This window comes from Devosia neptuniae, assembly GCF_025452235.1.
Lineage (GTDB): Bacteria > Pseudomonadota > Alphaproteobacteria > Rhizobiales > Devosiaceae > Devosia.
In genome coordinates this window covers 2,757,055-2,774,306 of sequence record NZ_CP104965.1, presented here as the reverse complement: position 1 = coordinate 2,774,306, position 17,252 = coordinate 2,757,055, and the positions used below count along the sequence as shown (strand labels likewise).

15 protein-coding genes are annotated in these 17,252 nt (G+C 62.8%); 8 read left to right on the top strand and 7 right to left on the bottom strand.

Features of this window, described 5'->3' with window-relative positions:
- Positions 1–4: 4 nt before the first annotated feature.
- Both N8A98_RS16405 and N8A98_RS16400 read left to right on the top strand, forming a co-directional pair.
- The gene (locus N8A98_RS16405; RefSeq protein ID WP_262166856.1) at positions 5–1,501 is read left to right on the top strand and encodes an FGGY-family carbohydrate kinase; all 1,497 of its coding nucleotides are present in this window, start codon (positions 5–7) and stop codon (positions 1,499–1,501) included.
- Positions 1,498–2,718, top strand: coding sequence for an amidohydrolase family protein (locus N8A98_RS16400; RefSeq protein WP_262166854.1), 1,221 nt, complete (start codon positions 1,498–1,500; stop codon positions 2,716–2,718). The genes N8A98_RS16405 and N8A98_RS16400 overlap by 4 nt, the downstream gene beginning before the upstream one ends.
- Here the strand turns inward: N8A98_RS16400 and N8A98_RS16395 are convergent.
- Both N8A98_RS16395 and N8A98_RS16390 read right to left on the bottom strand, forming a co-directional pair.
- Entirely contained in the window at positions 2,715–3,779 is a 1,065-nt protein-coding gene (locus tag N8A98_RS16395) for a questin oxidase family protein (protein WP_262166852.1), read from the bottom strand. The two genes, N8A98_RS16400 and N8A98_RS16395, sit on opposite strands and share 4 nt — an antisense overlap.
- 4 nt (positions 3,780–3,783) lie before the next feature.
- Positions 3,784–4,557: an SDR family NAD(P)-dependent oxidoreductase gene (locus N8A98_RS16390; RefSeq protein WP_262166850.1), complete on the bottom strand. Its 774-nt coding sequence runs from the start codon at positions 4,555–4,557 to the stop codon at positions 3,784–3,786.
- Between the two features lie 161 nt (positions 4,558–4,718).
- Here N8A98_RS16390 and N8A98_RS16385 point away from each other — a divergent pair, with 161 nt between their 5' ends.
- The 6 genes from N8A98_RS16385 to N8A98_RS16360 all read left to right on the top strand — a co-directional run bounded on the left by N8A98_RS16385 (position 4,719) and on the right by N8A98_RS16360 (position 11,480).
- The gene (locus tag N8A98_RS16385) at positions 4,719–5,564 is read left to right on the top strand and encodes a DeoR/GlpR family DNA-binding transcription regulator (protein ID WP_262166849.1); all 846 of its coding nucleotides are present in this window, start codon (positions 4,719–4,721) and stop codon (positions 5,562–5,564) included.
- Between the two features lie 56 nt (positions 5,565–5,620).
- Positions 5,621–6,424, top strand: a complete 804-nt coding sequence (locus N8A98_RS16380; RefSeq protein WP_113123826.1) for a BtpA/SgcQ family protein — start codon at positions 5,621–5,623, stop codon at positions 6,422–6,424.
- A gap of 436 nt (positions 6,425–6,860) precedes the next feature.
- Positions 6,861–7,676 (top strand): creatininase family protein, encoded by an 816-nt coding sequence (locus tag N8A98_RS16375; RefSeq protein ID WP_262166846.1) that lies wholly within the window; start codon positions 6,861–6,863, stop codon positions 7,674–7,676.
- Positions 7,677–7,704: 28 nt separating this feature from the next.
- Positions 7,705–8,727 (top strand): ABC transporter ATP-binding protein, encoded by a 1,023-nt coding sequence (locus N8A98_RS16370; RefSeq protein WP_262166845.1) that lies wholly within the window; start codon positions 7,705–7,707, stop codon positions 8,725–8,727.
- A gap of 21 nt (positions 8,728–8,748) precedes the next feature.
- On the top strand, positions 8,749–9,786 hold the full coding sequence (locus N8A98_RS16365; protein ID WP_262166843.1) for an ABC transporter substrate-binding protein: 1,038 nt from the start codon (positions 8,749–8,751) through the stop codon (positions 9,784–9,786).
- Positions 9,786–11,480 (top strand): ABC transporter permease, encoded by a 1,695-nt coding sequence (locus tag N8A98_RS16360; RefSeq protein ID WP_262166841.1) that lies wholly within the window; start codon positions 9,786–9,788, stop codon positions 11,478–11,480. Before N8A98_RS16365 ends, N8A98_RS16360 begins: the two co-directional genes overlap by 1 nt.
- 6 nt (positions 11,481–11,486) lie before the next feature.
- On the opposite strand, the gene N8A98_RS16355 is transcribed toward N8A98_RS16360, so the two are convergent.
- From N8A98_RS16355 to N8A98_RS16335, 5 genes are all read right to left on the bottom strand, one after another.
- Positions 11,487–12,245, bottom strand: a complete 759-nt coding sequence (locus tag N8A98_RS16355; protein ID WP_262166840.1) for an iron ABC transporter ATP-binding protein — start codon at positions 12,243–12,245, stop codon at positions 11,487–11,489.
- Positions 12,242–13,249 (bottom strand): iron chelate uptake ABC transporter family permease subunit, encoded by a 1,008-nt coding sequence (locus N8A98_RS16350; RefSeq protein WP_262166838.1) that lies wholly within the window; start codon positions 13,247–13,249, stop codon positions 12,242–12,244. Before N8A98_RS16350 ends, N8A98_RS16355 begins: the two co-directional genes overlap by 4 nt.
- Complete coding sequence (locus N8A98_RS16345; RefSeq protein WP_262172032.1) at positions 13,242–14,201, bottom strand: ABC transporter permease; 960 nt, start codon at positions 14,199–14,201, stop codon at positions 13,242–13,244. The genes N8A98_RS16350 and N8A98_RS16345 overlap by 8 nt, the downstream gene beginning before the upstream one ends.
- 66 nt (positions 14,202–14,267) lie before the next feature.
- Positions 14,268–15,176, bottom strand: a complete 909-nt coding sequence (locus N8A98_RS16340; protein WP_262166837.1) for a siderophore ABC transporter substrate-binding protein — start codon at positions 15,174–15,176, stop codon at positions 14,268–14,270.
- 130 nt (positions 15,177–15,306) lie between these two features.
- Positions 15,307–17,232: an ABC transporter substrate-binding protein gene (locus tag N8A98_RS16335; protein WP_262166835.1), complete on the bottom strand. Its 1,926-nt coding sequence runs from the start codon at positions 17,230–17,232 to the stop codon at positions 15,307–15,309.
- Positions 17,233–17,252 lie beyond the last annotated feature (20 nt).

Below are 17,252 nucleotides of genomic sequence, written 5' to 3'. Positions count from 1 at the left end.
GCCGATGACCACACCCAGCATTGTTATCGGCCTCGATATCGGCACGACCTCCACCATGGCCATCGCCGCCCGCCTGCCCGGCGAAGTCCTCGCCGTCGCCAGCCGGCCGGTGACCTTGTCATCGCCCCATGCCGGCTGGGCCGAGGAAGACCCCGAACAATGGTGGGCCAATACCATTGCCGTCTTGCGCGAAGTAACCAGCGCGGTGCCCGCCAACGAGATTGCAGGCATCTGCGTCACCGGCATGTTGCCCGCCGTTATCCTGCTCGACGCCGATGGCAATCTGCTGCGCCCGTCCATCCAGCAAAGCGATGGCCGCTGTTCAACCGAGGTTGAAGAGCTCCGCCAGCAGGTCGATGAAACAGCGTTCCTGCAGCGCACCGGCAATGGCATCAACCAGCAATTGGTAGCCGCCAAGCTGCGCTGGATCGCCCGCCACGAGCCCACAGTTTTTACGCGGATCGCCACCGTGTTTGGCTCCTATGACTATATCAACTGGCGGCTGACCGGCACGCGCGCCGTGGAGCAAAATTGGGCGCTGGAAGCGGGCTTCACCGATCTGGCAAGCGGCCTGATCGCCGATGACCTCGTCGCGCTGGCGGGGATCGAACGGACAGCCGTGCCGCGGCGGACAGTGTCGCATGAGCAGATGGGGACGGTCTCGACCGCGGCTGCCGCCGCGACCGGATTGCCCAGGGGCCTGCCGGTATTCGGCGGCGCGGCGGACCACATCGTTTCCGCCCTCGGCGCCGGAATTACTCAAGCGGGCGACGTACTGCTCAAATTCGGCGGCGCGGGCGATATCGTCGTGGCCACCGACCGCGCCCTGCCTGATACCAGGCTCTATCTCGATTATCATCTCGTGCCGGGCCTGCTGGCGCCCAATGGCTGCATGGCCTCGTCCGGCTCGGCGCTGAACTGGCTGGGTGGGTTGATCGGGCAAAGCGCCGAAGGCGAGCGCCCCCACAAAGACCTCGACACCCTCGCCGCCGCTGTCCCGGCCGGCTCCGATGGGCTGATCTGCCTGCCCTATTTCCTGGGCGAGAAGACCCCGATCCACGATCCGCTGGCCCGGGGCAGTTTTGTCGGGCTGAGCCTCTCGCATGGGCGCGGCCATATCTGGCGGGCGCTATTGGAGGCGGTGGCCTACGGCTTCCGCCATCATGTCGACGTGCTAGCCGAAATCGGCCACGCCCCGCGCCGCTTCATGGCCTCCGATGGCGGCACCAATAGCCGCGTCTGGATGCAGATCATGGCCGATGTGCTCGGCGAGCCCGTACAATTGCTGGACAATCACTATGGCTCGGCGCTCGGCGCCGCTTTCGTCGCGGCCATAGGCTGCGGGCTGGCCAAGGACTGGTCGGAAGTGTCGGCACTATCCCGCATGGGCGACTTGATCATGCCCAACGCGAACAACCACGCCGTCTACGACCATTCCTATGCGCGCTATCGCGACCTCTATGAGCGGCTGAAGCCATACTTTCAGGCGGAAGCAGCATGAATTTCGATTTCGTGCTGCGCGATTGCCATATCGCGCCGGGCCAGCCGCTGCTCGATATCGGCGTCGCAGCCGGCAAGATCGCGGCCATGGCGCCCGGCCTGCCGCATGAGGGGCCAAGCGAGTCAGCCGGCGGACGCTATGTGTCGGCGGGGCTGGTCGAAACCCATATCCACCTCGACAAAGCCGGCATTCTCGGCCGCTGCCCGATCTGCGAGGGCACGCTAACCGAGGCCGTGACCCTGACCGCCGTGGCCAAAGCCGGGTTCACCGAGGACGATGTCTACGCCCGGGCGCGGCATGTGCTCGAACAGGCAATCGTACACGGCACGACGCGGCTACGCACCTTCGTCGAGATCGATCCACGCGCCGGCACCCGTTCCTTCCGCGCCCTGCGCCGCCTCAAGGCCGATTGCGCCCATCTCATCGATATCGAAATCTGCGCCTTCGCGCAGGAGGGCCTGACGCAGGAGATGGAGACGCTAGCCATGCTCGACATGGCCTGCCGCGAGGGCGCCGATCTGGTTGGGGGCTGTCCCTATACCGACCCAGATCCGGCGCGGCATATCGGGCTGATTTTCGATCTGGCGGAACGGCATGGCACGCGGGTCGATTTCCACATCGATTTCGACCTGTCGCCTGAACGCAGCAACCTGTCAGCAGTCATCGCCGAAACGCGCCGTCGTGGCTTCGCGGGCAAGGTATCGCTGGGCCACGTCACGCAATTATCCGCGCTTCCGGCCGAACAACGCGACGCAATCGCCGATGCGTTGGCAGCGGCCGGCATCGCGGTGACGGTGCTCCCGGCGACCGACCTATTCCTCCTGGGCCGGGATCGCGACCATCTGGTGCCACGCGGCCTGACGCCGGCGCACCTGCTGGCCCGGCGCGGCGTCGTCACGTCGCTGGCCACCAATAATGTGCTCAACCCATTCACCCCCTTTGGCGATGCCTCGCTGATCCGCATGGCCAATTTCTACGCCAATGTCGCGCAGGTGACCCGGGGCGATGACATGGATCAGGTGGTGCGAATGATCACCAGCGACGCCGCCAAAATGCTTGGCGGCACCTATGGGCTGACCATCGGCGCACCAGCCGACATGGTGATATTCGATGCGCCCGGTGCGGTCTCAGCGACACGCCAAATTGCGCCCGCCCTGGCAGGATGGAAGCGCGGCCGGCCAAGCTTCCGGCGGGCGGCGGTTGAGGTCTACCGCTAGTCGATCAACCCCATGCGCCGCGCCGCCAGAACGCGATAAAGCGGGTCACCCGTAAAACGGAATTCTTCGAGCGCGGAGAAGACCAGGCTATGGTCGTGCTCGTCATTGGAGGCCACGGCCGCGGCGGCGATGGCGCTATCCGGCGGCACCGGCAATTGGCGTTGCTGGGCCAGCCATTGCGCATCGGGCAGCGGCGGCATGCCAATCTTGGGATAGAGCGAAAGCACCACTTCCCAAAAATGCACGACAAGCGCGGGCGCATCCACCACATGCGGGCTGACCAGCCGCAGCCAATGGCTGCCGGTGACCGCATGCAGCGCCTCAAAACTCATCGTCCCGGCATAGAGCACCAGCGAGGCCGACCGCACCTTGGTCAGCACATCGGCAGCCGGAACAAGCCGCCCCAGCCGCTGCTGGAAAGCGGGAATCTCGCCCATGGCCTCGATCCATTTCCACAACAGCGTGGAGGTAACCGTGACATTGGCAAAGCTCGGCTCACCCACCATGCCCACCACCAGTTCGGCCGGCTCGGTGACGTCAGGCACGCGTTTTAGAACAGCGGGAAAGGCCAGATAAGTGGCGGCCCAATAGCCCAGCGCAATGCCGATCTCGGCCTCATCGCGGCGCAATACGGCATAGGCCAGCCGCATCAGCCCGTGCGTGGCGCTGGCGGCGACGCCAGCGGCGAGTTCGGGCATATAGCGCGCAATGGTCTCGCTGCCCCCCAGCTCGCTCACCCGCTGGGTAAAGAAATCCCGTAGATCAGTTTCGCGCTCACGATGGCCGAGATACCCCCGCCAATTCGCCTCGCTCAACGGCGCAATCGCGGGCGGCGGAAACGGCACGGCATGAGCGGCAATATAATGCGCGGCATATTCGGAAAGCCGCTCCGGACTAGCGCCAAGCCGCGTTATCGCCTCAAGCACCATGGGCAGATGGTTGGCGAGGGCATCGGGGAATTCGCCACTGCGCTGGCCGATCTCAGCAATCAACCGCCGCACATGCGTGCTGGCTCTAGGATGCCAGACTATCCCCGCCTCATTGTCCATCGTCGCCATCATTTCCCTAGTCCATCCGCACGCCGCCGGTGACATTAATGCCCTGCCCGGTCATGAAACGCGCGCTGTCCGAGGCAAGGAAACGGACAACGACAGCCACGTCTTCAGGCTCCTCGATCCGGCCCATCGGGGTCTGGCTAACATAATCCGCGCGCACTGCTTCGGGCGTCATGCCGCGCAATTCGCCTTCCCAGACGATTTCGCGCTCCTGCATGCCGGTGCGGACGAAGCCGGGGCAGACCGCGTTGATGCGGATATTCTGCGGCGCCAGCTCGCGGGCTAAAGCCTGCGTCCAGCCGAGCACGGCAAATTTGCTGGCCGAATAATGCGCCAAAAGCGGCGCGCCGACCTTGCCGGCCAGCGAAGCAGTATTGACGATAATGCCCGCTTTCCCCTCGGCCAGGAAATAGCGACAGGCGATCTGGTTGGTCAGGAAGATGCCCTTGGCATTGACATCCATGTTGAAATCCCAATCGGCGTCGGTCAGGTCAACCGAGCGCTGCATGCTCGAAACACCCGCATTAGCGCAGACAATGTCCACCCCACCGGCCTGGGCCAGCACGCCATCAAAGGCGGCCTGCACGGACTCGCGGCTGCGCACGTCGATAACGCCGGAAAAGGCATTGTCGCCCAATTGCTGTGCCAGCGCGGCGGCCCGGCCGGCATCGAGATCCAATATGCTCACCTTGGCGCCAGCCTCGTGAAAAGTCCGCACGATTGCGGCCCCGATACCCGATGCGCCACCCGTCACCAGGACGGACTTTCCTGCAAACTCCGACATGAATCTCACTATTGCCTACGCTGCGCCATCCGCGTCATTGCGAACACTCTTGCACTTTCTAACATTATATAACAAAAAACAACCTTCAATAACGCAATTCTCTGTGCTACGCCAAACATGCGAATGGGAAACCGCCTGAACAGGCATAGCGGGATAGAGGAATGACAAGAGACACATCGGAACAGGCAGAAGGCCAGCGCCCGGAGGACAATCCCAACCGGCCCGAACGCATACCTGCCGCCCTGCGGCAGGCGCGCATCATGGCCTCGTTCGAGCGCAACGGCTTTGTATCGATTGCCGGGCTGTCCGAGGAATTGGGCGTGTCCGGCATGACGGTGCGCCGGGATCTCGACCTGCTCGACAAGCGCGGCGTGCTAGCGCGCACCCATGGCGGCGCCGTGGCCCCCGGGCCGCACGCCCCGACCAGCTTTGACGAGGACGAGCCGGCATTCGACCAGCGCATGCGCCGGCAGACCCAGCAGAAATCCTCGATTGCTGCGGCGGCCGCCAAACTGGTGGGCCCCAACGAATCACTAGGGCTCGATGTGGGCACTTCCATCCTGGCACTGGCGAGTGAGTTGGCGCCGCGCCGCGACCTGCGCGTCTTCACCAATAATCTGCGCGTCGGCATGCAAATGGCCAATGGCAATGGCTCGGTCTACATCCTGGGCGGACAGATCCGCGTGCCCGAATTTTCGGTCATCGGCCCCCAGGCCATCGAAAATCTCAAGAGCCATTTCCTCGACCGCGTCTTCATTGGCGTGTCGGGGCTCGATGCCAACGGGCTCTACGATTATTCGCCCGAGGATACCGAGGTGAAGCGCGCCTTCATCGCCAATGCGGGCAGCGTGGTGGTGCTGTGCGATTCATCCAAATTCGGCCGCCGGGCGCTGTCGCGCATCGTGCCGCTGGACAAGGTGCATATCCTGGTCACCGACGCCCCGCCGCCGCCCGACATCGCCGAGGCCCTCGCCAATACCAATACCCAAGTCATCGTCGCGTCGTGAGGCCCAAGGTTTTCTGGCGCGATCCCTGCAATCAAAACTAGCCGGAGCTGCTAAATATGAGTTTGTTTGATCGTCGCCAGAAAACCGTTATTGCCATGGCGCATATCGGCGCCCTGCCCGGCAGCCCGCTTTATGATGCCGATGGCGGCGTCGACAAACTGATCGAGGGCGTCATTGCCGATATCGACAAGCTGCAGGCGGGCGGCGTCGACGCCATTATGTTCGGCAATGAAAATGACCGCCCTTACGAGCTGACCGGCTCCATCGAAGCCATCGCGGCAATGACCGCGGTGGTTCAGGCGGTCAAGCCTATGCTGAGCGTGCCCTTCGGCGTCAATTTCCTGTGGGACCCCTATGCCACCGTAGCCATTGCCGCCGCGACCGGGGCCACCTTCGCCCGCGAAATCTTCACCGGGCTTTTTGCCTCCGATATGGGCCTGTGGGAGCCAAACGCCGCCAAATCCCTGCGCCTGCGGCGCCAGCTGGGCCGCAATGATCTCAAGCTGATGTTCAACATCAACGCCGAATTTGCCGACTCGCTCGACCGGCGGCCGATCGAGCTGCGCGCCAAGAGCGCAGTGTTTTCCTCGCTGGCCGATGTGCTGCTGGTTTCCGGCCCGATTACTGGCCAGCCGGCCGAAACCTCCAACCTGCGCAGCGTGCGCGACGCCATGCCCGACACCCCGCTGTTTGCCAATACTGGCGTCAATATCGACAATGTCACCGAGATCATGTCCATCGCCGATGGCTGCGTGATCGGCACCCATTTCAAGGTCGATGGCGACACCTGGAAAGCCGTCGACGCCGCCCGCGTCTCCCGCTTCATGGACAAACTCCGCACCCTCCCCAGCGCCGCCTGACCGCGCGATTCTGGCGCTGTACCCACGGCGTCATTCCCGCGAAAGCGGGAACCTCCGTTCGGGATGCAAAGCAAGAAAACAGGGGTTCCCGCTTTCGCGGGAATGACATCGCGGATGGTTGGCAGCGTTAGCACCAAGCCAAGTTCCACCGTCATTGCCCGGCTCATCCGGGCAATCCATGCTTCAGCACATGCGGAGCGATGGATCACCCAGACCAGCCGGGTGATGACGATAAAGGAAGGGACCAGCGCAAGCGGCAAGCGCATTCACGCCTCCATCCCGGCACCAAACTGCCTACAATTTAGCCACTTCATCAATCTGCTGCGTAAACATACGAAAGCGTTTGACGCGCAATTGCGTTTGTATATGTTTTCTTTTGTCGCTTTCACCACGTTTGGCGACACAACCTCTCGTAAGAAAACATCCAGGCTAGTGAATGACCTTGCCCTCGCATTGGTGGTGGGACCTGACCACGCGCGACTTTGCCCAGCTCGACATGTCCAATGTCGTCGCCATCCAGCCCATCGCCGCCGTCGAGCAGCATGGCCCCCACCTGCCCGTCCGGGTCGACGCGGCGATTAATGCAGGCATCGTCGAGCGCGCCGTTGAACTAATGCCTGCCGACCTGCCGGCGCTGGTCCTGCCCATGCTGCCAATCGGCAAATCCAACGAGCATCACGCCTATCCCGGCACGCTGAGCCTGTCCTACGAGACACTGGCGCGGGCCTGGTATGAAATCGGGGAATCCGTGCATAGGGCCGGCGTCCGCAAGATCATTTTCTTCAATTCCCATGGCGGGCAACCGCAGGTGATGGAAATCGTCTGCCGCGAATTGCGGGTGAAGCTGGGCATGTTCGCAGTAGCGACCTCCTGGTTCAACATCACCGAACAGGCGGACCTCTTTTCCGACCGCGAGCGGCTGCATGGCATTCACGGCGGTGAGGTCGAAACGTCAGTCATGCTGCATCTGCATCCCGACCTCGTGGCAATGCAGCACGCCGAGGATTTCGTGCCGCTTTCAATGCAGATGGAACAGGAATTCACCTATCTGCGGCCCGATGGCCCGGTGGGCTTCGGCTGGCAATCCCAGGACCTGCACCCATCCGGCGTCAGCGGCAATGCGGCCATTTCCGATGCCGAACGCGGCGCCATCGCGGTGGAGCGTGCGGCCCAGGCGCTGGTGCAAGTGGCCAGCGAAGTCCTCGCCTTCCCCCTCGCGCGGCTCACACGAGCCACCGCCTTCAGCGGCTAGACACCAGAGCTTTCGGAGACTTGCCTTCATGTCCAAGCCGTTCCTCGTGCTCGACAATCTCATGGCGACCTATAACGGCACGGTCGCGGCCAAGGACATCACGCTCGAGATCGCGCAGGGCGAGTTGGTGGCGCTGCTCGGTCCCTCCGGCTGCGGCAAGAGCACGACCCTGCGCATGATTGCCGGCTTCGTCCCGCCCACCAGCGGCCGCGTCTTCATCGGCGATGTGGACGCCACCAGCCTGCCGGCGCATCGGCGCAATATCGGCATGGTGTTCCAGTCCTACGCCCTCTTCCCCCATCTCAATGTGCTCGAAAATGTCGCCTTCGGCCTGCGCATGCGCAGCGTGTCGCGCCCCCTGCGACAGGAAAAAGCGGCGGCAGCTTTAGCGCTGGTCGGCCTCGAAAAGCTCGCCGACCGCTATCCCAGCCAGCTTTCGGGCGGCCAGCAACAGCGCGTCGCCCTGGCACGGGCGCTGGTGATCGAGCCATCGGTGCTGCTGCTCGATGAACCCCTCTCCAATCTCGACGCCCATCTGCGCGCCGAAATGCGCCTCGAAATCCGCGCGCTGCAACAGCGCCTCTCCATCACCACGGTCTTTGTCACCCACGATCAGTCCGAAGCCCTCGCCATGGCCGACCGCGTCGTGGTGATGAATGCCGGCAGCATTGTCGAAGTGGGCACCCCGCGCGAAGTCTGCGATGCCCCGCGCCATGAATTCACCGCCGCGTTTCTCGGCGAGCGCGCCGTGGTCAGCGGCCAGGTCATGGACGGCGTTTTCCACGGCCAGGGCCTGACCTGCTCAGGCGCCCCCGATGGCGCTACCAAAGCCGTGCTCCGCGCCTCCCGGCTGCGCTTCGAGGAAAGCGCCGGCCCGGCCCTGACCGACGGCCGCGTCTCGGCTTCGGCCTTTCTGGGCGACGCCATCGAGACCGATGTGGACACCCCCGCCGGACGCATCCGCGTCATCATCCCTTCCGACACGCCGGTGCCGCCCGTTGGCAGCCAATGCCGGATTCATGCGCTGCCGGGCAGCGTAACCTTCATCTGAGCCAAGGAGACCATTATGAGCATGAACCGCCGTACATTCGGCAAGCTGGTGCTGGGCGCCGGCGTGCTGGCACCCTTCCATTTCGTCAGGCCCGCCCTTGCCCAGCCTGCCCCCGGCGACGAGCTCGTCGTGGGCATCTGGGGCGGCGTGCAGGAACGCATCGTGCGCGAATATGTCGAAAAGCCGCTGGTGGAAAAATATGGCTGCACCGTCAGCTATGTGCTGGGCGGCACCGGCGAGCGCCGGGCCCGCGCCTATGCCGAGCGCGGCCGCCCCAGCTTTGACGTGCTCTATCTCAACATTTTCGAAAGCCGCCAGGCCGTAGCCGATGGCGTGACACAGGCCCCCACCGACGCGGTGCCGCAATTTGAAAACCTCTATGACATGGCCAAGCTGGGCGGCTATGGCGTGGCGCTCAATCCGGTGACCATTGCCTATAAGGGCTCCAAGGCCTCCGCGCCGATCACCTCGTGGAAGGATATCTGGAAGGACGAATGGAAGGGCCGCATCGCCTGGCCGACCTATCCCGGCGCCGAAGGCACGGCGGGCCTGCTGATGACCTCGCTGGCCTGGGGCGGTGACGAGAAAAACCTCGACCTCGCCTTCCAGAAAATCCAGGAGCTCAAGCCCTTCGCCGCATTGCAGACCAGCGCCGATCAGGCCTTCCAGATGTTCGATCAGGACATTGCCGATCTCACCATCGAGTTCGGCTCGCTCTCGCGCAAGCAATCCGACACGGTCAATTCCGACATCGCCATCGCTGACCCCACCGAAGGCCTCTGCCCGGCCATGAACGTCGCCTGCATCACCGAGGGCGCCCGCAATCAGGTGCTGGCCGAAGAATGGATCAATCTCCATCTGAGCGAAGCCTGCATGCAGGCCTATATGCGCGAGGCCTATTACTCCCCCACCGTCAAGAATGTCGCCATTCCCGACGACTTCAAGGACAAGCTGCTGACGCCCGAGCAGATCGGCCGCATGCCGGCCTTTGACTGGGAATATGTCGCCCAGCAGCAGACCGCCTGGTCCAGCCGCTTCAATCGCGAGATCGCCGGCTAATGCTCGCACGCTGGAAGGGACAGATCCTCGCGACCCCGGTCACCTTGTGGCTGCTGCTGGCCTTTGCCGCCCCCTTGGCGGTGGTGGTGCTGCTCTCGCTGCATGAATATGCCGATCCGTTCGGTCCCCTGTTCCTTCCACCCAGCCTTGCCCAGTTCCAATTGGTGCTGGGCGATGGCTTTTATGTCGGCGTGCTGGTGGAAACCCTGTTGCTGGGGGCAGGCGTTACCCTGCTCTCGGCCATTCTGGGGTTTCCGCTGGCGCTCTGGCTGGTCCGGGTGCCCTCCAAATGGCGGGCTCTGGCCTTCATGGTCATTCTCATTCCGCTGCTGACCAATGTCGTCGTGCGCTCGCTGGGCGTCGTGCTGCTGCTGGCTCCAGATGGGCTGATCAATGGCGTGCTGGGGCTGCTCGGCATCGGCCCGTTCAATGGCATGCTCTACAATCATGTCGCGGTGGCCATCGCGCTGGCGCAGGTGTTCATGCCCTTCATCGTGCTGGCGCTCTACGATGTGCTGCAAGGCACCTCCCCCCGCGTCTATGAAGCCGCAACCAGCCTTGGTGCCTCGCCCACCATGGCCTTCTGGACCGTGCGGTTCCCCCTGGCCTTTCCCGGCCTGCGGGCCGGCATCATCGTGGTGTTCCTCATGGCCACCACGGCCTATGTCTCGGCCAAATTGCTGGGCGGCGGGCGCGTCTGGACCACCGGCATGCTGGTGTGGCAGGAGGCCATTTCCAATCTCAATTCCCCCACCGCTTCGGCACTGGCCCTGCTGATGACCTTTGCCAGCCTCGCCTTCGCGGCTTTGGTAGGCTGGGGCTTTGCCAAGCTGATGCCCTGGCAATCGCTCAAGCCGCGCGGGCCGACGCTAACCCTGCCCGTCTGGGCCATGCGCCTGCTTGATCTTGTCGCGCCCATCCTGTCGCGGCTACTGGTCGCCTGCGCGCTGGGCCTGCTGATCCTTCCGCTGATCCTGGTCTGCATCCAGAGCGTCAACAATGTGCCCCAGGGCACGTCGGCCGCTTGGAAGGGCTTCACCCTGCGCTGGTATGAACTGGTCTTCACCCAGGGCGGCTATACCGAAAGCTTTGTGGTTTCGGTGCAATTGGCCCTCGCGGCGACCGGTTTTGCCCTCGCCATCTCGCTGCCCGCCGCCTTCGCGCTGACCCGCTTCCGCTTCCCCGGAATTTCGGCGCTGTCCATGTTCTGGACCCTGCCTTTGTCGCTGCCCGGCGTCGCCATCGGCATCGGCATGCTGCGCCTGCTGCAGCTATTCTACACCGTGCCGACCTTTGTCGGCCTGATGGCGCTGCATGTCGTGCTGGTCATCCCCTTCAGCATCAGCCTGCTGGTCGCCTCAGTGCAACAACTCGATCGCGCCCAGGAAGAAGCCGCCCAAAGCCTGGGCGCCGATGGCATCAGGCGCTTCGTGCTCATCGTCATCCCCGGCCTGATGCCGGGTCTGGTGGCCTCGGGCATCATGGCCTTCCTGATGAGCTTTGGCGAAGTCACCGTCACCAGCTTCCTCACCAATGCCCGCACCACGACCCTGCCCGTGCGCATCTATGCCGAAGCAACCTTCGTGCTCGAACCCACCGTCTACGCCGTATCGGCCAGCATGATGCTGGTTACGCTGCTGGCGCTGGTGGTGATGAACCGCGTCTTCAGCGTCGATCGCCTGCACGTCCGCTGACGCCTGCTATTCGTAATAGATGCCGATACGACGCTCCCCGATCAGCTCGACGCGGACCGGGGTCTGGTAGATGGCGGTGAGCACATCGCTGGTGATGATGGTTTCCGGCGGGCCTTCATGAGCGATCCTGCCGTCCTTCATACAGACGATGTGGTCTGAATAGACCGAGGCGAAATTGATATCGTGCAGCACCACCACGATGGTCTTCTTCAACTCGCGAGCGGCGCGGCGCAGCTGCTGCATCATGCTGACGGCATGCTTCAAATCGAGATTGTTGAGCGGCTCATCGAGCAACACATAATCGGTGTCCTGGCAGAGCACCATGGCAACGAAGGCGCGCTGGCGCTGGCCGCCTGACAGCTCATCGAGGAAGCGGTCGGAAAGTTCGGCAAGATTGAGATAGCCAATGGCAGCCTCGATATGGGTCCTGTCCTCCTGCGTCAGCCGACCCTTGGTATATGGATAGCGGCCGAAACTCACCAGGTCCCGCACAGTGAGGCGCGCGGTCATGTGATTGTCCTGCCTCAGGATCGAGAGCCGGCGCGCCAGCACGTCGCTCGCGGTGGTGGTGACATCGAGCCCATCCACCGTCACAGTGCCCCGATCCATGCTCATCAGGCGGCTGATCATCGACAACAGAGTCGATTTGCCTGCCCCGTTCGGCCCGATGATCGAGGTGATGCCGCTCCTGGGCAAGGTGAGCGAGACGCCATCGACGACGCTGGTGTTGCCGTATTTTTTGGTGACCTCATCGGCGACGATCATCGTGCGGCCCTTCGCAGAACGAGAATGATGAAAACGATGCCCCCCAGGAACTCGATGATGATCGAGAGCGCGGTGTCGAAGGCGAAGATGCGTTCCAGAATGGTCTGGCCACCGACAAGGCACGTGATAGCCAGCAGTGCCGCCGCCGGCAGCACATAGCAGTGGCGGCTATTGCCGACGAGGGAGTGGGCCAGCGTCGCGACCAGCAAGCCGAAAAAGGTGATCGGCCCGACCAGCGCCGTCGATACCGCCACCAGCACGGAAACCAGCATCAGGATGATGACCACCGTGCGCCGGTAATCGATCCCCAGATTGATGGCGTGGGACCGGCCCAGCGCCAGCACATCGAAAGTGTGTGCCAGCCGCATTGCGACCAGACTCACCAGCACCACTACGCCGCTGGCGATGAACAGCAGCGTGGTATCGACGGTCGCGAAGCTCGCAAAGAAGGAATCCTGCAGCACCTGGAAGGCGTTCGGATCGAGCATCCGCTGCATGAACTGGCTGAGGCTGCGGAACAGGATGCCGAAGACGATGCCAACCAGTACCAACAGGGTCAGGTTGCGCTCCTCGCCCAGAAACAGCCAGCGGAACAGCAGGCCGGAGAACACCACCATGGCGACGATCTCGATGCCGAACCGCAATTGCGGATCAATGCCGGTCAGCGCACCGACCCCGAGAAAGAACACCGTCGCCGTGGTCAGCAACACATAGAGCGCATCAAACCCCATGATTGAGGGCGTGAGGATGCGATTATTGGTGACGGTCTGGAACAGCACCGTCGATATCGCCACCGAATAGGCGACAAGGCACAACGCCAGCAGCTTCCGCCCGCGGAAGGGGATGACAAAGCTCCAGCTGCCCTTGGCGCCGAGCACCATGAAGCAAACAATCGAGATCAGGGTCAGCGCGCCAAGGACCAGCAGCACGAAGGCCGGACGGGATAGTCCACCGATGCGGCGCAGACCAGGCGCGGGGACGAGTGTGGTGGCGGCTTCAGGCATGGCGGCGTGTCCGCAACAGGAGATAGAGGAACACCGCGCTGCCGATGACGCCGACCACGACGCTGATCGGGATTTCATAGGGGAACCGTATGATGCGGCCAAGGACGTCACAGGCCAGGACAAAGCCCGCACCCATCACCACGACCCAGGGCACCGTTCGGCGCATATTGTCGCCAACCATCAGGCTCACGAGATTGGGAATGATCAGCCCCAGAAAGGGGATCGAGCCGGCGGTGACCAGCACGGTGGCGCTGACCAGCGAGACGATCACCAGCCCCAATACCATGACCCGTTGATAGTTGAGGCCAAGATTGGTGGTGAAGTCCCGCCCCATGCCGGCGACGGTAAAGCGATCGGCCGCGATATAGGCGAGGACGGCGCAGCCAAACCCGATCCACAGCAACTCGTAACGTCCGCGCAGAATGCCTGAGAAATCACCCATGTTCCAGGCGAGCAAAGACGGCAGCAGCTCGAAGCGATAGGCGATGAAGCTGGCCACAGCGCCAACGATGCCGCCCAGCATGATGCCGACCAGCGGCACCAGCATCACGTCGCGCAACGGCACAGCACGCAGGATGCGCAGGAACAGCGCCGTGCCGGCAAGCGCAAATCCTGCAGCGATCAGCATTTTGCCCATCAACGGCCAGCCGGGCACAACGAGGGTGGCCACAAGAAAGCCCAGGCTCGCCGACTCGGTCGTGCCGGCAGTCGAGGGCTCGACAAACCGGTTGCGCACGATCATCTGCATGACAAGACCCGCCACCGCCATGGCACTGCCCGACAGGATAATCGCGAGCGTGCGAGGAATGCGGCTGATCAGCAGCACCTGCATCGGCCGCTCTTCCGGGCTGGCCGACAGCAAACCCAGCAGCGAGATGTTACTCACGCCGATGAAGAGGCTCACGATAGCGAGCGCGATCGTCACGGCGATGGCGAGGCTGAGCATGCGCACTGGCCGGCCTTCCATATTGTGCACGCCCGGCCCCTATGCCTGGGCCGGGCGGAACAGGGTCGGGAATTAGCCGTTGAGGCCGGCGAGCACTTGATCGAGCATCAGCATCACGCCGGTATAGCCGTGCATGGTGATATAGGCGGCCTGGGGATCGAGATATATGATGTGGCCGGCCTGCGCGGCCTTGGTCTGGTTGATCAATTCGTTGTCCAGCAGCGCTGCCGCGGCGCCGCTCGATTCCCCGGTACCGGCATCACGGTCGACCACGAATAGCCAATCCGGATTGGTCTCGAGCACGAATTCAAACGACACGCCGTCGCCACCATGATCGCCATCCTCGACATCGGGCATCGCCGAAGGAATGCCGAGCTGATTGTGAATCCAGGCGACGCGGCTATCGGGTCCATAGACGCCCAGATTGCCGGCATTGGTCACCAGCACCAGCGCATTGCCCTTGCCTTCAGCGACAGCCTTCACCTCGGCAACCTTGGCATCGAGCGCTTCATTGAGTTCTGCGGCCTTGTCCTGCAGCCCGAAGATTTCACCAAGCTTGGTGAGATTGCCTTCGATGCCGCCGATAATGTCGGCATTGTCCGCCAGCGACATGTCGATCGTAGGCAGGATGTCTTTTGCGGTGCCATAGGCCTCGGCCGAACGGGCCGCGACGAAATACACGTCCGCGTCGGCGGCAGCGATCCCTTCGAAATCAGGCTCGAACAGCGAGCCAATCCGCAGCGCATCCGCAGGGACAGCCTCCTGCAGGTAACGCGGAGCGTTCGAAGCGGGCACGCCGGCAGCAACCACGCCCAAGGCGTGCAGATTATCGAAGGTCGCCCAGTCCTGCACCAATACCTTGGTGGGAACACCCGTCAGGCTGGTTTCGCCCTGGGCGTGCGCAACCACAATGTCCTGGCCAACGGCCGCCGATGTCGCGAGCACGGTGGCGGCGAGGGCGGCGAGCAAAACTGATTTCATGAGCCGTTCTCCTGTTGAATGAGAAGGCTCTACCTAATATGACAACGCTTATCAATTTTAAAGCCCGCGACATTTGGGCTCAAGCGCGGATGGTCCAACGGCGGGCATGCACCCGCCGTTGGAAGTCGTTTTACTGGCCGGGCGCAGCCGGCTCCAACTGGGCGGCAATGAACTTGAAATTGCTCCACCACCACCACGGACCTTCGTAGTAATTGTCCGCGGCAGGATAATTGGTCCAATAGGTCTCGTTGACCGGCACAAACTTGGAAGTGCCGAACATCTCGATCACTGGCAGGCCTTCCACCAGCTCCTTGAGAATTTCCGTGCCGGTCTCGACGATCTTGGGATCATCGGCCGGCATGGCGCGAAGTCCGTCGATCAGTGTGCTCAGTTCCTCATCGACATAGCGGCCCTGGTTTGAGGATGTCGGCACGCCGTTGTCGCGGACATAATCCTTGTGCCAGCCTTCCATCCGCACGAAGAGGTCCGGCGTGATGGCGCAGGACGAGCCCCAATAGGAGCCAACCTCGTAATCGCCGGTGTTCTCTGCGGTAAAGAACGCGCCGGCCTGCATCTGCTGCACCTGGGCGGGAATGCCGAACTGGGTCCACTCATTGGCGACCGCAAACGCGAGACGCTGTGACTCAATTTCGAAATCGGCGGGCGCCAGGATGTTGATGGTGAACGGGGTACCATCGGGCTTCATCCACTGGTTGCCATTCTTGGTAAAGCCGGCCTCCTCGAGCATTTTGGTGGCCTGGGCCGGGTCGTGTTTCCACCAGCCGACCCCCAGCAGTTCGCGCAGCGCCGCGGGGTCTTCGGGAATATTCTCCACCCCCTCCGAGCGCAGCCGCTCGCCCAGGCGCAGGGCATAATCAGGGTCAAACGGCTTATAGCCGTCTTCTAGCGTGAACTCGCTGAGCCACTGGCTCATGGGCTGATGGTAGGTGTCCATGAGCACGGTGGTCGGGGGAATGGCGAGCGGAGAAGCCCGCAGCATGCCCGAGAACGTAGCGATGCTGGCCTGCTCGAGATTGATCGCCAATGCCAGCGCCCAACGGGTCTTGGCATCGTCATATGGCGCCTTGGATGTGTTGAAATGCATCCCGCGCTCGCACGGGTCATCCAGATTGGCATAGGGGAAATCGGTGAACCAGGCGCGCACCTTGTCATTTTGCCCACGCAGGATATCCAGGCTTTCCGGCGAAATGTCGGTCAGGATGTCGATATCATTGGCGGCCATGGCCAGCACCCGGCGCTCTTCCGTGCCGAAGCTGCGGAATAGCACATATTGCGCCTTGGGCTCGCCGATGATCTGCCCGACATCGGAATTCTGCCAGTCTTCGCGCTTCTCCCACAGGAACCAGGTTCCATTGGGATCATGGTCCTTATATTTGTAGGCGCTGATGGAAACCGGCGGGAAATTCTGGAATGTCGCCGGGTCCTGCTTCTCCCAGATGTGCTTGGGCACGACATGGAAGGAGTTCCCATAGATCACCGAACCCAACACCACCGACAGGCGCGGGGTTGGCCGCGTGGTGGTGATCTCGACGCTGTTGTCGTCCACCTTGGTGATCGATGCGATCTGGTCGCTATAGGCGGCGCTATAGGCAAGCGCCGATGTGTTGCGGATCATCTGGTCGGTGAAGACCACGTCGTCGGCCGAGAACGGCTGGCCGTCGCTCCAGGTCAGGCCCTGGCGCAGCTTCACCTGGAACACGGTGAAGTCCTCGTTCGGCACCGGCATTTCGGCGGCGAGGTCGGGAATCTGCGTCCCCTTGGCCGTGTCGATGTCATAGAGCTGCGCGCCGGCCAGCTGGTGATAACCCTGATTGATGGTCACGCCCTGCTGGTACATGTTCATGTTGGTCGGGTTGCCAACGCGGGCATTGAGCATGTCCACGACGAGCGTCTGTTCGCGCGGCGTGCCCACATCGGTCATCTGCTGCGCCCAGGCCGGCAGGGCCGAGCTGGTGAGCATGGTGCCACCGAGGGCCACCGCGAGTCCGAGGGCGAATAGTCTGCTTCTGGCGCCGTTGCGTAGGGAATTTTTCAACAAGATCTCCTCCTCTTGCT

Bases quoted from the DNA above. Each gene is read 5' to 3' on its own strand.
- N8A98_RS16355 (WP_262166840.1), bottom strand. From the start codon at position 12,245: ATGATCGTCGCCGATGAGGTCACCAAAAAATACGGCAACACCAGCGTC.
- N8A98_RS16340 (WP_262166837.1), bottom strand. From the start codon at position 15,176: ATGAAATCAGTTTTGCTCGCCGCCCTCGCCGCCACCGTGCTCGCGACA.
- N8A98_RS16365 (WP_262166843.1), top strand. From the start codon at position 8,749: ATGAACCGCCGTACATTCGGCAAGCTGGTGCTGGGCGCCGGCGTGCTG.
- N8A98_RS16405 (WP_262166856.1), top strand. From the start codon at position 5: ATGACCACACCCAGCATTGTTATCGGCCTCGATATCGGCACGACCTCC.
- N8A98_RS16375 (WP_262166846.1), top strand. From the start codon at position 6,861: ATGACCTTGCCCTCGCATTGGTGGTGGGACCTGACCACGCGCGACTTT.
- N8A98_RS16370 (WP_262166845.1), top strand. From the start codon at position 7,705: ATGTCCAAGCCGTTCCTCGTGCTCGACAATCTCATGGCGACCTATAAC.
- N8A98_RS16395 (WP_262166852.1), bottom strand. From the start codon at position 3,779: ATGATGGCGACGATGGACAATGAGGCGGGGATAGTCTGGCATCCTAGA.
- N8A98_RS16390 (WP_262166850.1), bottom strand. From the start codon at position 4,557: ATGTCGGAGTTTGCAGGAAAGTCCGTCCTGGTGACGGGTGGCGCATCG.
- N8A98_RS16385 (WP_262166849.1), top strand. From the start codon at position 4,719: ATGACAAGAGACACATCGGAACAGGCAGAAGGCCAGCGCCCGGAGGAC.
- N8A98_RS16380 (WP_113123826.1), top strand. From the start codon at position 5,621: ATGAGTTTGTTTGATCGTCGCCAGAAAACCGTTATTGCCATGGCGCAT.
- N8A98_RS16400 (WP_262166854.1), top strand. From the start codon at position 1,498: ATGAATTTCGATTTCGTGCTGCGCGATTGCCATATCGCGCCGGGCCAG.
- N8A98_RS16350 (WP_262166838.1), bottom strand. From the start codon at position 13,249: ATGCCTGAAGCCGCCACCACACTCGTCCCCGCGCCTGGTCTGCGCCGC.
- N8A98_RS16360 (WP_262166841.1), top strand. From the start codon at position 9,786: ATGCTCGCACGCTGGAAGGGACAGATCCTCGCGACCCCGGTCACCTTG.